Below are 15,513 nucleotides of genomic sequence, written 5' to 3' on the forward strand. Positions count from 1 at the left end.
TTATTTTCCTCACAGTAACTTTTTGATATTAACAGTCTCCAGTATTGGGATCTATGTTTGCTGAATTACGGTTAGCTAGTTTGGCTGTGCGCAGGGCACATATATAGGGATCATTTGCTGGAGGTTCCCGGTAAAATTCACTTCTGGTATTACTTGGAGTAATAAAGCGACTAGCTACTGGTCCAGAGGGTGAGTATTGCAATCCTACATCGTAACCCCAGCGTCTTGTAGGAGCACCATAGTAATTAATTGGCTCTTTTGCTGCGGGACTTTGTCTTGGATGCCAACTATCTTGGTCAAAGGGAGCAGTGGCATAAACACTAAACTTTAATTGAATCAAAGCTCCAGAAATATACAGGTTATCGCCGCCCCAATTTTCTATAAAGCGAGGGAAGTTATGTAAACCACCGTAGGATTGTCGAGCGCGGGAAGGAACTAAACCGCTAACTATAGTAGCGTTGATGCGAGTATTATTTTGTGCATTGATTCTCTCTTTACCTGTATCAAAATTTTCGTAGCTGCGATTTGCACTACGACTATAGCCCTTGGGTGCAGCCTCCCTTTCTAAGCCATATTCTTGAGGCTCGTAACCGTTGCGCAAGCAACTGTTGGGAATCAGATCTTCAGGAATATTTGTATCCTCATTCCCTGGTTCTACACAATAGAGGGGATAGCCATTACGGGAGATTTTGATGGGAATGTCATAATCATCGTCAGTATTGTAATCAGATACAGAACCATCTTCTCTGAGCCACATTCGATCTGGCTCTCTGGGAGCATTGAGAGTACGGTAGGAAGATCTTTGTCCTGATACGTCCCTTTGTCGAATACCCTCAGCTATACTGCCGTCTACAAAGTTATCAGAAACTATAGTGATAGCATCAGCAATAATTTCTGCTGGTCGCCATTTATCGTTAGCTTTAGCAAAATTTGGGTTCAAGGTGGTGCGAGTGTAGAAATTCGTCCAATTGCTATCTAAGAGTTGTGTAAACTCTTCTATCATCGCTCCAGTTGTAACATCAGCGTGTAGATTAAAGGCAGCATTGTCACCGACAATATAAACAGGGTTATCACTAATGAAAGATAATCCTCTGAATTGTAAATTGGATGGGGCCCCTGGACGTCGTAAATCTTCACCATTTCTCAGTCGGAATCCGTGGGGCCGTCGATCTGGGTCTGCATAGAAGTCTACTGGTTTAGTGCTAACTCCATTAGCTGAATTTGTAGGAGGATCAGATGGGTTAGTACTAACGGCATCCATCCTACATCTTGGCTCTATTATGTCCGTTGCGGTTCCACAGTTAAAAATATTTCCACCAGGAGCTGTGGGACGAGCGATAGCATCTTCTCTTACTGCATCTTCTCGGAAGGCGTAGACGATCCCACTGTAGGGCAGCCATTTTTCTCTGAAACTATTGCCACTCGAATCAATGATTTCGTCATTACGTAGTAAATCTAAATCTAGATCTAAGCCTCGTACTGTCATCATTTCTCTCCCATTAAAGAAGCCTTTGTCAAGTAGAGATATTCCTATAACTGTTTCAGTACCACTATCTCCCGGAATAGGAACGCTAAAACCTACAAAGTCTCTAATGATGTTAACCCGGTCTGTTGAGTTGGTAGTGTAGGGGAGAATCCATCTATCGCGGGTCTTAGGCTGAAGTCTTATACTACTTGGACTAACTGGAATGTAATTAACACCATTGTTGATTCTAGCTACATAATTAACCCCGTCGTTAATATATGGTTCAGTGCTTGGTTGAGTAATATCAGCGACACCTAAAGGTAGAGGAATACCGGTATTGGTAGCATTATGATTGTGTCTATATATCGGGAATATATAGAACAAAGCCGGAAATTTTGGCCCCGAAGGTCCGAGTCTACGGGCCAATCTTTGAATTCTGTTGGCATCAATATTAGGATCGAGGCCGAAGTAACCGTTTTCTGCTGGGTCAAAGTTTACTGCTTCAGTAGTTGAAGACCAGCCTGTGAGAGGAGCTGCTCCATCAGGAGATCTATAGTTATAGAAACCAAAGCGGCGATCGCGAGTTACCTGTTCTTTCCAGTAAATTGCTTCAGCAACTTCTGCTAATTGACCATTAGTTTTACTGTTGCCGCTTACTGTTGTGGTTGGCTGAAAAGTTCTCAACGCCTCAATATAATCTTCTGCTGTTGCTGCACTTCTGCCGCCTGGTAAGCCATCAATGTAGTCTAGAACTGAAATTCTGTCATTTAGCGCTCTCACTAAGTCAAGAATAGCTGCTCGGTTTGCCGATTGAGTATAGTTAAAGGATTCGACAGTATCTAAGTTGTAAGCTAACATCCCTAAGGTACAGCTTGCTGTTTGGATAGTTGCTTTATCGGCGATACTTAAATTTTCGTATCTAACACCTCTATCTATCTCATCCATAGCTCTACGGAGGTTGGAATAATCTCCCCACATAGTAAACATGGGATAAGGATGCACCACAGGTCCAATAGCTGGTATTACATCATTACTGTTGTTTCCATCATCACTATCTTGAGTGGGAGGAAAAGCACCGTATGGATCTCCTGCGAAGTTAGCTAAGTTTCTTAATGCTGTTCTTAAGGGAGTTACCGACGCTAGTTCTGGTCTGAATCCTGAATCAGTCACCGCGTTAGCTGGAGGGGGAAATTCCCAACCATTCGTCCCTTCACCTGTCAGAAAGTTAGTATTTATGTTACCTCGTAGGTTTCTGAATGTTATACTCTTCCCTGTAGTTCCTCGCGTAGCACTTATCGCCCTATTTATTCTTGTCCCTGGGTGTGCAGTTGTCGCTAAACAAGCTAGGGGAAAATCCGCCAAAATTGTATCACCGCTTGCGTTACGTCTATTGTGATAGACTATAGTTGATTGTACCGCGGCTAAATTATCTCGCAAGGTTTGCCACTGTTTTTGTTCGTGACACCCAATATTATTACGACAGTAACCTGGCTCTTGTGGATATAGAGGATCCTGATCACCTTCCCAACCGTAGGTATTTCCTAACTCTAATCTTTGTCCTACGATGATTGTCAAACCTTCGAGCCGCGAGCGTCTTTCCCAGTAACCATCTAATCCACTTGATTCTGCATTTATTGCATTGAGACCTAATAATTCATTGGAATTCGGGTCATTATTCAAAATTTTCTGACCACTTTTCTTCCCATTTAAATCAATTAACTGAGTATATCTTGGATTAGGTCCATAGCGATCATCAGCTCGATAGGTATCGTCAATGTAGGGAGCTTGGGACGAACGATTAAATACTCTTCCTTCTCTAAATAGGGGTTGGTTTTTCCAGGTATTATCTCTTACTGCTGCATTTTCTGGATCTGTTGGATTACGGGATTTATCTTCGTCCGATATGAATAGAACCACTGGATCTAAAGATATTGCCTCTGGTGGTGGAGGACTTGACCCGATTGAATCTATGTGGGCACTATCATCTACCCTATATTTATCTCCTGCGGAAGGACCATTAGCTTTATGAACATGAATTGTAGAAGCACCAGTATAAGAATTCTTCTTCAGAGACCCTCTGATAAATTGTCCTAAAAATGGAGGGGTAGTCTCATCAGTATTACCTCCTATGGTTATTTCTGAATTTTCCCGGGCAAATAAGCAGGAATCAGGAGCACTAATCAAAAACGATTCAAATTGAGCGCTATCCCCAATTATCAAATTTCCTTCTGTATGAATTGCTCCATTCCATCTAAAGCCTGGACCTGGAAAAATCTCTAAGTCATTACGGAACCAAGCTCCCCATTTATTCCCTTTGTCTGCTTGCCGATCCTGCTGCATTTCTAAGGTAGCTATGTTACGCTGAGTACCTTTGTCTTCTACGACTACTGCAAAAGTTTGGAAGGCTCGGCGTACTGTGGCACCAGTAATTACATCCCATCCTTCATCACTGTTAATTGGTTGAATACAAGCCACACTACTTGCTTGAGTCATATTAATCGGCCCATTTCTCACTATCAACTCTGGAGCTTTGGTAGCGTCTGGATCAGCTCTTGTTATTGTCCCCGTATTATCTTGTACTCTAGTGAGAATTGTATAGGCTACTGTGGATATATCTCCATCTTCTCTTAAATCTCCATCATTATCCACATCAGTGAGGTCTGCATCGCCGTCACTATCAGTAACAAATGACCAAGCATTATCTACTTGACCATCATTATTGATATCTAGGCGAGTTTCATCTGGAAATGTGTAGGGATCTTGAAACCCACTTTTACTAAGATCTATATCAATTGGCTTAACCAGAGGTGGTGTATTTACTGGATCGCCGTTCAGCATAATGTATTCTATGTATTGATCTCCAGGTAACCCTCTAGGCCAACGAGGATCTTGATTAAACATATATTCTATTTTAGCTTTAGCGCGATCTATCGCTACCGTAGCCGAATTATAAACTACTTGCTCGTTTCTCTCTGATGCTACTTCTGTAGTTCGATTGACCGATTGCAAAAACAAAGCTCCCACTACCAAAGAAAATACTACCAATAATATCGCTACCATTGGTAAGAGAAATCCTGAGTTAGAAACTCCTCTACTCTTTAACAACCAATACTGACTGAAACCTGGGATTTTAAATCCCGGGAAGGGATTTCTTCCCCTTCGCCATCTTTTTATACTTCTTGAAACTTTAATTGTAATTTCTGTGAGAGTTAGTTTAATTATTTGCCAGGGCAATAGTAAAATTTCAATCAGTTTACTAGTAAATTTACTAGTAAATTTACTAGTAGACTGACTTTTCTCACCTTTTCTGTTCCTTTTTTTAGTTCCCATAAGTAATCTATTAATTAAATTGGGTTTTTTGGGCCCACTCATGATCTTTCTCCGCTAAAATTTCGTAAATTTTAGATTTTTGTTACTTAAAAGTTACTCTACTTCTACTTCTTTAATAACAGTTTCTAAGCCAAGTCGCCACAGAAAATCTACTGACTCTAATATCTTGATTTATCAGAAATATTTGTTAAATATGGCTTTTTTGCTGGGTCAAAACTCAGTATATCTACTGAATTGCATGCTACATATAGCATTACAACCCAGGGATTTTGACAGATAAAAGTCGTGAAACCCCAGTATTGTCTAACTCTTGCCTGTTCTGGAGTCCCCTGTTTCCTGGACGTAGCGCTATAAGGAGAAAAAATTCCTCTACTCAAAAACGCCAACTATTCCTGGGATTACAGGAGGAAGTCAGCGTTTGGATTGCCTCACTCAACTTTTATCCCTAAACTTAAAAGCGTCAGCAATTTTCTGCCGTTTTTTAATAATTATTGAGATTAAGACCTGCTTCTTTAGCCATAGCTTGTAAACCTTTATTGTTTAAAGTTTTAATAGCTTTGGTAGAAAGTCTTAATTTTACCCAACGATTACCTTCAGGCCACCAGATTCTCTTCCACTGTAAGTTAGCTTGTTGTAGTTTTTTAGTTCGGCGATGAGAGTGAGATACCGCAAAAGCATTATTAGCTTTTTTTCCAGTAAGATGACATTTACGCCCCATTTTTGCTCTAACCTCTTTTTTTTCTTTAACATTAACCTTACTATTATAAAAAGAAGAGCTAAAAACTACCAGATTAAATCTTATCTATATTGTACTTACCAAGAAATTTATCACTAACTCACATCTTCCACCAGTACTTATGTACTAAATTAACCTCAGAAAAAGTTCATTTATCTTTACCCTACTAAGATCTTGCAAAGGTCAACCAATTTTTAAGCTTTTAGCATTAATTCTTTAACTCATTACTCCAAGACTCATTACTCATGATTCATCCACAAGTAACTTTGGATAAAGAGGCAAGATCTGAGGTATAGATGCTTTGGTGTGAGACTAATCTATATCTTGGGTAGTAAGTCTAAACGAGCATCTCAGATTCAGTTTAGGTAGTTCACTCTATTTTCTTTTGTTAAAATAAAAATATAATATTGTTGATTAATTTCATGAAGTCTCAACTATTAACAGCTATTGTAGTTACTACGGGAGTCATACTCACCTCCTTTAGCTCTCATTCTCAAGAACAAAGTGATTGTTTCATGCTAGATGCTAATGGAAATCCCGTTAGTCTTGGGGATCTTTGTCCCGATAATAATTCACAAAGTCCTAATAGTTCTAATCCTGGTTTTTTCAGTATTCCCATTAAGCGTCGAGAATCAAACCTAGTTGTTGTTGATGTAATTTTTAATGGCTCATATACTTTTGAAATGTTTTTAGATACAGGCGCTAGTGGTACTGTCTTAACTCCTGAGATGGCGGATACTCTCAACCTTGAACCAGAAGGAACAACTAGAGTATCTACAGCAGGAGGAATAGTTACAGCGCCTCTTGCTAGAATAAAATCTATGACAGCAGGCGGTCTTACAGCTAATGATATCCTAGTTATGGTATCTCCCCATGTTCCAATAGGACTGTTGGGACAAGATTTTTATGGGAATTATGATTTAACGATTCGTGAAAATGTCATTGAATTTCATGAACGTAAATAGCTGAATTAATTTACACCCAAAAGTTCTTTAACCGCCTCTGCTGTAGCCGGTGCTAGTAAAACGCCGTTACGATAGTGACCAGTGGCCACAATTACCTGATTATTACCAGACAAAGGTTGAAGAATAGGGGCAGGTTGCCCTTCAGGACGAGGACGCAAACCAAACCAAGTATTCATAATTTTACCACCAGCTAAAGCAGGACAAAAGGCGATCGCTCTATTTTTTACTATTTCTAAAAGATGATTATCGGGTAATAACTCTTGATTATCTCCCGTAAATTCTACCGTAGCACCTATCCAATATTCTAAATTACCAAGAGGAACTAAATGCACATCATCAAAGGTAATAATTGGTTGAAAGCTACTGTCACCTAGATTGGCATCAAGTTTAATTTGTATTGCTTGACCTAACACTGGACTAATCTTGATAGAGTTTATCAAAGGATCAGAACCAATCCCTGCGGCAATAACAATCCAATCAGCAGAGAAATCCCCTTGGTTAGTTCTCAGTTGTGTAGAAATGATTTCCTCTACCTTTACCCCAAATTGACAATTAACTCCCTGTTTTACACTAGCCGCCACTAAAGCCTGAGTCAAAATAGTAGGATTAACTTGTCTATCAGAGGGTGAATAAAGTGCAGCTTTGATGTGATTTTGCTCTAAATCTAAATAGGGACAGAGATTTTTAAGTTTTTCTAGAGACCAAATTTCTAAATTTAAACCTTGGTCTAATCTAATTTTTTGCAGTTTTTGCCACTTCTCTAAATCTGTAGTTTCAGAAGTTAGTTTCAAAATACCTTGACGATTGTAGGGAATATTAATCTTAGTAAGTGTCTCTAACTCTGAAATCAGAGAATCGTATCTTTGTAAACTATTAGATCGTAATTGCCAAGACCGTCCCTTGAATTTATGACTAATAACGGCCATCATAATTCCTAAAGCAGCGCCACTAGCGCCGGAGGCCGGCTGATTGGCGTCAAAAAGAGTAACAGACAACCCCTCTAGTTTGCTCAATTCATAGGCTATAGCCGCCCCAACTACACCACAACCAACTATTGCTACATGGGTCATTTCACCCCAACTCCTGTGAAAAATATCTAGGGCAAAAAACTATTGCTTTGCCCTAATACTTAATCCTAATACTTAATACTAAGTAGTTGTCTCAGTGTCGCCTTCAGGAATCAATTCTAAGAAAGCATCAAAATCTCTGACGGCATCATTATATCTTTGTACTGCTAAACTATAGTTTTGAACTTTAGCTTCAGCATCTAATTCTTCTAAATCAGTAAACAAATCTCTAATTAGAGTAGTAGCTTGTTTTTGGTCTTTAGGTAGTAATTGACGGCTTAGATAACTCATATCTCGACGTAAATCACCTAAAGGTCCATGAATTAGACTTTTGGTATCTACCCAGTTTTCCTCTTGAATTAAGCCTCCTAATCTGGTCATTTCTGCGCGGGCTGATTTTAGGGGAGTAACAAATTTCTGAATTTCCGCAATTTTCTCTGGTGTGTAAGTAGGAGGTGGAGTACTCACCTTAGCACTACTACAACTTACTAACAAACTAGTTACTAACACTAAAATTAAAGCAACAACTGGACGTATATTGAATCTATGGAACATTTGATTTTCACAGTATAAATAGACTAAACTTGACACTCTCACCACTAACCTGCAAGGGGTTTAGTGGGAGATTCTTGCTTCACAGAGGATACTTGCTTTGGTTGACTTTCGTCAACCAAAGTAGAGGTTTCCTCTCCACAAGCTTTAGTTCCGGTATGCCCTACCGTACTTAATCCAATTTTTAATATATTTATCGCCGCGTTCTCATCTCTGTCGGCTACATATCCGCAATGGATACACTTATGTGTTCTTGTTGATAGAGATTTTTTGACCACCTCCCCACAATTAGAACATTTTTGACTAGTATGACTAGTAAAGTGAGGAGGTACTCCTACTGTTATTTTGCCAAACTTTTCTCCAAAATACTCTAGCCACTGCCTAAACTGATACCAGCCTGCATCATTTATGGATTTGGCTAGTTTATGGTTTTTCACCATGTTGCGCACTTTTAAATCTTCGTAGGCTACCACATCGTTAGAGAGGACTACGCACCTTGCCAGTTTGATAGCATGGTCTTTGCGTTGCCTACTTATTTTTAAATGAGCTTTGGCTAATTTCTGTTTAGCTTTCTTGTAGTTGTTGGATTGCTTTTGCCCTTTTTTTAACTTTTTGCTTACTTTTTTCTGTAAGCGGCTAAGTTTCTTTTCTCCCTTTCTGTAGAATCTAGGATTATCTTCTTTGTGACCGTAAGAATCAGTATAGAAGTCATTCAATCCCATATCTAAACCAACATTGCTATTAGTCACAGGATTTTCAATCTTAGCATCTACAGATATACCAAACTGGCAATAGTAGCCGTCCGAGCGTCTTACTAATCTTACTCTTTTTATTTGTTTTAAGTCATAAAAGCATAAATCATGAGTGCCCTTTAGTTTAAGTCTACCTATACCTGTTTTATCGGTTATGGTTATTGCTTTGCGGTTAGCTTTTTCATCTAATTTCCATCCCGTAGTTTTATACTCTACGGAACGGCAATTTTTCTTAAACCGAGGGAAGCCTTTTTTACCTTTTATCTTCTTTTTACAGTTGTCGTAAAACCTGGATATAGCAGACCATGTACGTTCAGCACTTGATTGTCTAGCCATTGAGTTAAGTTTGTCGGCAAAGTCAAATTCTTTAGCTAAAACAGAACACTGCTTATTTAAGTCATACTTATTAACCTTTTTATTAACCTTTTCGTTATTAACCTTTTCGTTATTAACCTTTTCGTTATTAACCTTTTCGTTATTAACCTTTTCGTTATCCAGCCAGTAGCGCAACGCTTTATTTTGAATGAATTGACCTATCCGAATAGCTTCGTCAATAGCTTGATATTGAGTTTTGTTGGCTTTAACACGGAACTCGTAGACAATCATTTATTTATGCTGATTACTAAGCTTAAATCTATCTTATCATAGTTTCACTCAATATGTCTATATGTTGGTGAGCATTCATCACTCGCTTTTGCTGGCGCTATAACCAGTGATGAATGCTCACATTTAAGATAAACAAAAAGTTAAGTCTAGGAATTTTTAAGCTAGGATGACTAAACAAGTAGTAGCTTTTTAAACATATTATGGAAAATTATAACTGGAGTAAATTACAAAACGGTTCAGATATTCGCGGTGTCGCTTTAGAGGGTATTCCTGGAGAAACAGTTAACCTAACCGCAGAAATAGCAGAAATTCTCGGTAAAGCCTTTGTGCAGTGGTTGGCAACCAAGTTAAGCCAAGCACCCACCTCACTGATTATATCATTAGGACGGGATAGTCGTCTTTCAGGTGAAGCTTTGAGTAAAGCAGTAGCCGAGGGTATTGCTAGTAGCGGTTGTCGAGTTTATGATTTTGGTCTAGCTTCCACACCCGCTATGTTTATGAGTACAATTACCGAGGGTTTTAACTGTGACGGAGCAATTATGCTTACAGCTTCACACCTACCATTTAATCGTAATGGCTTAAAATTTTTTACTAAAGCCGGGGGTTTAGATAAACCTGATATTAAAGCGATACTGGAGTTAGCTGAAAAAAATCAATTTACTACTACTACCCCAGGGGAAATCGCTTCTCAAGATTTTATGTCTGTATATGCCTCTCAACTAGTAGAAAAAGTTCGTAAACAAGTTAATCATCCTACTAATTTTGAGCTACCCCTACAGGGATTAAAAATTGTTGTCGATGCCGGTAATGGTGGCGGTGGTTTTTATGTAGACAAAGTTCTTCAACCCCTAGGCGCCGATACCACCGGAAGTCAATTTTTAGAACCCGATGGTAATTTTCCCAATCATATTCCCAATCCCGAAAACAAAGAAGCAATGGCGGCTATCTGTGAAGCGGTCAATAGACAGCAAGCAGATTTAGGAATTATCTTTGATACAGATGTAGATAGGGGAGCTGCTGTAGACCATACAGGCAAAGAACTCAATCGCAATCGTTTAATTGCTTTAATTGGTGCTATAGTTTTACAGGAGCACCCAGGCTCCACCATTGTTACTGATTCCATAACTTCTGATGGTTTAACAAGCTTTATTGAGAAAGATTTAGGAGGACTACACCATCGATTCAAAAGAGGTTATAAAAATGTTATTAATGAAGCAGTTCGTTTAAATGAAACGGGACAAGAATCCTGGTTGGCAATTGAAACATCTGGTCATGGTGCTTGTCGTGAAAATCATTTCTTAGATGATGGGGCCTATTTAGTTACTTTAATCTTAATAAAACTAGCACAATTAAAAGTAAAAGGCCAATTACTTACAGATTTAATTAGTAATTTACAAGAACCAGCAGAAAGTGAGGAGTTTCGCCTGAAAATCAACACAGAGGATTTCAAAGATTATGGAAATCAAGTCATTACCAAGTTAGAGGAATTTGCTCAAACTCAAGAAGATTGGTTAATTGTTCCCAATAATTACGAGGGGGTGAGAGTATCTTGTCAATCTCCCGCAGAAAATGGCTGGTTTCTCTTGCGTTTATCTCTCCATGACCCAGTTATTCCCCTGAATATTGAGTCAAATGTTGACCAAGGGGTAGTCAAAATAGCCAAACGATTAAAGCAATTTTTCCAAGGTTATCAATATTTAGATCTAACACCATTTCCATCAAATTAAATAAATTGTCCTCAAATCGAGAATAATTTTATAGTAATCACTGCCCCATCTCCTTTGAGTTGGGGATAAAATAAATAAACTCAGATTCTCATCATGATTGTTCAACTTACCGAAAGTAAAATAAGCCAAATTATCGCCCAGCGTTTACCCTTAGCCGAGAACATAGCTGAGGTGGAGAAAAACAGTAAATTACTCCTAGCTAAACTAGCTGAAATCGAGCAATATAGACAGCAACTCCTCACTAAAATTGAAGATGAGAAAATTAGGGGCTATTTAGAAGAAATAGATTATCAGACGCCCCAGCATCAACTAGAAAAAGAAATTGCTACCTTAGGACAGCTAAAAGCTCGTTTTCAACGCCAAACCCTAAATATTGGCGTTATAGGACGAGCTGGACAGGGAAAAAGCCAACTATTACAAACATTATCAGGGTTGAGTAGCGCCGAAATTCCCACAGGCGATCGCCAACACTGTACTGGTGTACGTAGTACAATTCACCATAACCCAAATATCGAAACCTACGCTGAAGTTTGGTTCCACTCAGAAATATCTTTTTTAAATGAAGTTATTGTTCCTTACTATGAAAAACTACAACTAGGCGCCAAGCCCATAAATTTAGCAACCTTTGGGAGTGAACCCCTGCCGGAGTTACCCCCAGAATTAGCCAAAAACGCCGTATACGGAGCGATGTACGAACATCTTAGGCAATATTATGATCAACTTCCCAACTATCGCCATTTTTTTACTGAAACCTCCCCAAAACGTCTCAAAAAAACAGAAATCAGAGAATATATCGCCCAAGACACTATAGATGGTCAAAGATCCTACCATAACTACCTAGCGGCGAAAGAAGCAAAAATAGTCTGTGCTTTTCCTAACGAAGATTTAGGAAAAATAGCTTTAGTAGATATGCCAGGATTAGGGGATACAGGCTTAGGAGACCCAGAAAGACTGATTGAAATTCTAGGCAAAGATGTAGATTTAGTGTTATTTATACGAATGCCGCGGCCACCTCGGGATTATTGGGCAGATGTAGATGTACAACTATATGATATTGCTAATCAAGCTTTGAGAGATTTGCCCTTAGCTAAATGGTCTTTTTTAGTTCTCAATCGTACTAACTCTAATTCTCCCATTAAAGATAATTTAGTTTATTGTCAAGATTTAGCTAATTCCTATCAAGAGAAGCATCTCTACTTCAGTGATTGTTTCATCGCTAATTGCGCCAATCCAGAAGAAGCAAGGAGCAAAATTTTAGATCCAGTATTGAGTTACCTAACTAAAAATATCACTAGTTTAGATCAAGAATACACCCAGGCTTGTCAAGAACGCCTTAGGGAAATTCAACAGAGAATTAGTGGGGAACTAACCAAAGCCCAACAAGCTGTTAAACTAGTGGCTATGGGTAATAATTGGTTTCCTCTATTTGAAAAACTCTTTGAAGAACTCTGGGATGAATTAACGACTAATTTAGAAGATTTATTAGAAAAACTTCGAGAACAAAGAGATTGGGAAGATTTTGACTTCAAAGAACAAGTAGAAGCAGCAATCAAAGCTTGTCAAGAAGATACGGGTATACCAAAAGAAGCAGCAATAGAAACAAGACGTAAACGTTTAGGAGGTTATCCCAACGCCTACTATGAATACTTAAATGAAATTCGCGCCCATCTATCTCAACATTTTTTACTGCTTGATGACGGTTTAAAAAAGGGCTTAGAAAAAGTAAAATCTGAAGTAGCTGAGGTGTTAATTACCAAGGCGCGTTTGGGTAACTTGAGTTCTGCCACAGGATCTAGTTTTCTCAAAGAGATAGTCAATCAAATACCTGAAGATTTAACTAGTCTCAAATTTGGCTTTCAAACTCTTGCAGAATTTAATCTCGCCTATCGTGGTATGATTCAACATCGTATTCGGGTTCATCTCGATGATTTGACCCCCAATTTAACTTCTTTGCAATTGTCTACTAATCCCTCAGCCACAGAAGTATTGACTTGTTTACAATCTCTCCAAGCAGAAGCAGTGTATAATTGTCAAACTGCTTTAGATGATTTACTAGCAGAACCAAGTCAAGCGGCTTTTGCCATTGTTGAAGAATTTTTAGATCGGGTACTCCGCGCTGAAGGAGTAAAGAGTGAATGGCGTATTTTTCTTGAGGAGATGCGTGGTGAAGTGTGGTCTTCAGAATTCGCCCAGTTAGGCGCTCAAACTCGAACTAGACGAGAATGGTTAGACTTGATAAAGGAAGTAACTGTAGCTAATCAATTGCATTTGCTGAGTTTTTTGCCTTTGAATATAAATAACTTGAGGGAAGTATGAATAAACTTGATATTACAATGCTAGGACCTAGTGGAGTGGGTAAAACTACTCTGTTAACGGCGATGTATGAACAGTTTGAGAGTAATATTGGACTGACTGATTTACAGTTAAGTCCTGATGAGGAGAGTTCGGCAATTCTACAAGACCGCCTCGTAGAACTTAAGACTATGCTAGATGTATTTGAAGCAAAAGATAGAAGGGGAATTACTGGAACAGAAGCTCCCGCAGGTCCTGAATCTTTACGTTCTTTTGTATTTGGTATCGGTAAAAAAGGTCGTACTCCTTCTTTGGAGTTGCACTTTCGGGATTATCCAGGCGGTTATCATGCCACGAAGGCAATTCCCCAGGAAAAAGAATTTGTTAAGGATTTATTACACAATTCTGTAGCTGTTTTAATCGCTATTGATGCCCCAGCTTTGATGGAACAAAGGGGCAAGTATCATGAGAGAATTAATCGACCTCAACAAATTACTGATTTAATTAAGCAAGCTTATCAAGATTTGGATTCTCCTCGCTTGGTGATTTTTGCTCCAGTTAAGTGTGAAAAGTATTTACTTAGAGATAAGAAAACTAAACTAGAGTTAATAAATCGCGTTAAGCAAGAATATGGGAATTTGATTAATTATTTTAATTCTGAACAGTTAAGTCCCTATATAGCTAGTGTAGTTACTCCTGTTCAAACTGTGGGTAGTGTGGTTTTCTCTCGTTTGGAAGTTGATGATAATTATTTACCTCATTTTTATTTTCGTAAACTTCGTCACGATGCCCAATATAGTCCCCGAGATAGTGAACAACCCCTACGCTATCTGTTACGCTTTTTGCTGAAATTACACTATGATCAACGTAGTTGGGGATTGTTTGATTTCCTTCGCGATTGGTTGAGTATAGATGAATATCTCAAAACAGCGATTGATGAATTCGCTAGAGGTTGTAAAACTAATGATGGTTTCGCTGTTTTAAAGGGCTAAATACAGTTGAAAAATATTTACTCATTACTGCTAAAACTTGCTCATTTGATTAGCTAAATAGCCATAATGGGTAAGTTTTAGTTGGTTGACAATTAGGGACAAAGGGATAATTGAGAGATAATTACTGTGTTTTCCCCTTGATTATAAGTCGTTTAGTGCGCTATTAGAGAAAATATAGACCTACTATTGTTTAGCAATGATATATGGCAGTTCCCATTCTTGTGAGGTACAAAGGTTATCCTTTTGAGGCAGGAGGCACCTCAGATCTTGCATCTTTATCACTCATTTACTGGTGAGGGTTGAGTTTTGAAGTAATAAGTAATGAGTAATGAGTAAGAGAATTAATGCTAAAGGCTTAAAAATTGATTCTCCCTTGTCGGCCAATTTCTGTACTTTTGTTTTGGTGCTTTGATATGAGGCAGGAGAGGCTCCGAGTTAGGTACAACCTCATGAGTCCTTTGCAATGATATAATATTGATACTTAAGTAGTTGTTAATGATGGTGATAAAAAAATCTAATACCCTAAGTTATGTCAAAGCATTGCCAACACCAATAAACGAGTTAAATGCTTTGGGCTTTACTAGTTTTGAGATGTTTTTAACAGCTTATGAGCCTATTTATAGAGAAGCAGTTTGTGAAACAGTAAATCATTTAATAAATTGTCTAGGTTATTATTGTCCCCTCTTTAAGAAATGGTTAAATAAAGTAAAGTTTGACCAATCAAAATGGAACAGTTACTTACAAAATAAATACCAACTTTTAAAGCGTCACGCCAATGGAATAATAGCAGACGCCCAAGGACAAGTAGGTTCAGCAATTGAATCTAGAAAAGACTATATAAAACAACTAAAAGGTAAATTAATTTCAGCACAGACTTGGTTAAAACGTAAAACAAAACTAATTAAACAAACCAATAAATTTTACGCTAAAACTAAAAAAGTAAAAGGGAAAAAGGTACCTAATTGGCAAAATTACCGAACTAGCTGTAAAATGCCTTTGTCCACTTCTTTAAAATATAAAAATACTAAC

General features: G+C 38.3%; 10 protein-coding genes. 5 read left to right on the forward strand and 5 right to left on the reverse strand.

Translation table 11 applies throughout. The features are described 5' to 3' along the window. Positions 1 to 28: 28 nt before the first annotated feature. Positions 29 to 4,837 carry a hormogonium polysaccharide biosynthesis protein HpsA gene (hpsA, locus tag MW688_RS23255; protein WP_486738396.1) on the reverse strand — a complete coding sequence of 1,603 codons (4,809 nt, stop codon included), beginning with the start codon at positions 4,835 to 4,837 and terminating at the stop codon, positions 29 to 31. 439 nt (positions 4,838 to 5,276) lie between these two features. Next, positions 5,277 to 5,513, reverse strand: a complete 237-nt coding sequence (gene rpmB / locus MW688_RS23260; protein WP_486738397.1) for a 50S ribosomal protein L28 — start codon at positions 5,511 to 5,513, stop codon at positions 5,277 to 5,279. A gap of 440 nt (positions 5,514 to 5,953) precedes the next feature. Here rpmB and MW688_RS23265 point away from each other — a divergent pair, with 440 nt between their 5' ends. Next, positions 5,954 to 6,496 carry a retropepsin-like aspartic protease family protein gene (locus MW688_RS23265; RefSeq protein WP_486738398.1) on the forward strand — a complete coding sequence of 181 codons (543 nt, stop codon included), beginning with the start codon at positions 5,954 to 5,956 and terminating at the stop codon, positions 6,494 to 6,496. Between the two features lie 5 nt (positions 6,497 to 6,501). Here MW688_RS23265 and MW688_RS23270 read toward each other — a convergent pair whose 3' ends face one another. The 3 genes from MW688_RS23270 to MW688_RS23280 form a co-directional block, all read right to left on the reverse strand. Then, positions 6,502 to 7,566, reverse strand: a complete 1,065-nt coding sequence (locus MW688_RS23270) for an NAD(P)/FAD-dependent oxidoreductase (RefSeq protein WP_486738399.1) — start codon at positions 7,564 to 7,566, stop codon at positions 6,502 to 6,504. A gap of 78 nt (positions 7,567 to 7,644) precedes the next feature. Beyond that, positions 7,645 to 8,154 carry a photosystem II protein PsbQ gene (gene psbQ, locus MW688_RS23275; protein ID WP_486738400.1) on the reverse strand — a complete coding sequence of 170 codons (510 nt, stop codon included), beginning with the start codon at positions 8,152 to 8,154 and terminating at the stop codon, positions 7,645 to 7,647. Positions 8,155 to 8,162: 8 nt separating this feature from the next. Continuing rightward, positions 8,163 to 9,473, reverse strand: a complete 1,311-nt coding sequence (locus tag MW688_RS23280) for an RNA-guided endonuclease InsQ/TnpB family protein (RefSeq protein ID WP_486738401.1) — start codon at positions 9,471 to 9,473, stop codon at positions 8,163 to 8,165. A gap of 200 nt (positions 9,474 to 9,673) precedes the next feature. Here MW688_RS23280 and MW688_RS23285 point away from each other — a divergent pair, with 200 nt between their 5' ends. The 4 genes from MW688_RS23285 to MW688_RS23300 form a co-directional block, all read left to right on the forward strand. Next, positions 9,674 to 11,200 (forward strand): phosphomannomutase/phosphoglucomutase, encoded by a 1,527-nt coding sequence (locus MW688_RS23285; protein WP_486738402.1) that lies wholly within the window; start codon positions 9,674 to 9,676, stop codon positions 11,198 to 11,200. Positions 11,201 to 11,293: 93 nt separating this feature from the next. Then, positions 11,294 to 13,516, forward strand: coding sequence for a hypothetical protein (locus tag MW688_RS23290; RefSeq protein ID WP_486738403.1), 2,223 nt, complete (start codon positions 11,294 to 11,296; stop codon positions 13,514 to 13,516). After that, positions 13,513 to 14,484, forward strand: a complete 972-nt coding sequence (locus tag MW688_RS23295; RefSeq protein ID WP_486738404.1) for a hypothetical protein — start codon at positions 13,513 to 13,515, stop codon at positions 14,482 to 14,484. The genes MW688_RS23290 and MW688_RS23295 overlap by 4 nt, the downstream gene beginning before the upstream one ends. A 495-nt stretch (positions 14,485 to 14,979) precedes the next feature. After that, positions 14,980 to 15,513, forward strand: a 534-nt coding sequence (locus MW688_RS23300) for a hypothetical protein (protein ID WP_486738405.1), incomplete at its 3' end; no start/stop codon positions are given.

This window comes from Johannesbaptistia floridana, assembly GCF_057440575.1.

Coding starts and splice junctions, on each gene's coding strand:
- MW688_RS23290 (WP_486738403.1), top strand. CDS start 11,294: ATGATTGTTCAACTTACCGAAAGTAAAATAAGCCAAATTATCGCCCAG.
- MW688_RS23285 (WP_486738402.1), top strand. CDS start 9,674: ATGGAAAATTATAACTGGAGTAAATTACAAAACGGTTCAGATATTCGC.
- MW688_RS23265 (WP_486738398.1), top strand. CDS start 5,954: ATGAAGTCTCAACTATTAACAGCTATTGTAGTTACTACGGGAGTCATA.
- MW688_RS23280 (WP_486738401.1), bottom strand. CDS start 9,473: ATGATTGTCTACGAGTTCCGTGTTAAAGCCAACAAAACTCAATATCAA.
- MW688_RS23270 (WP_486738399.1), bottom strand. CDS start 7,566: ATGACCCATGTAGCAATAGTTGGTTGTGGTGTAGTTGGGGCGGCTATA.
- rpmB (WP_486738397.1), bottom strand. CDS start 5,513: ATGGGGCGTAAATGTCATCTTACTGGAAAAAAAGCTAATAATGCTTTT.
- MW688_RS23295 (WP_486738404.1), top strand. CDS start 13,513: ATGAATAAACTTGATATTACAATGCTAGGACCTAGTGGAGTGGGTAAA.
- hpsA (WP_486738396.1), bottom strand. CDS start 4,837: ATGAGTGGGCCCAAAAAACCCAATTTAATTAATAGATTACTTATGGGA.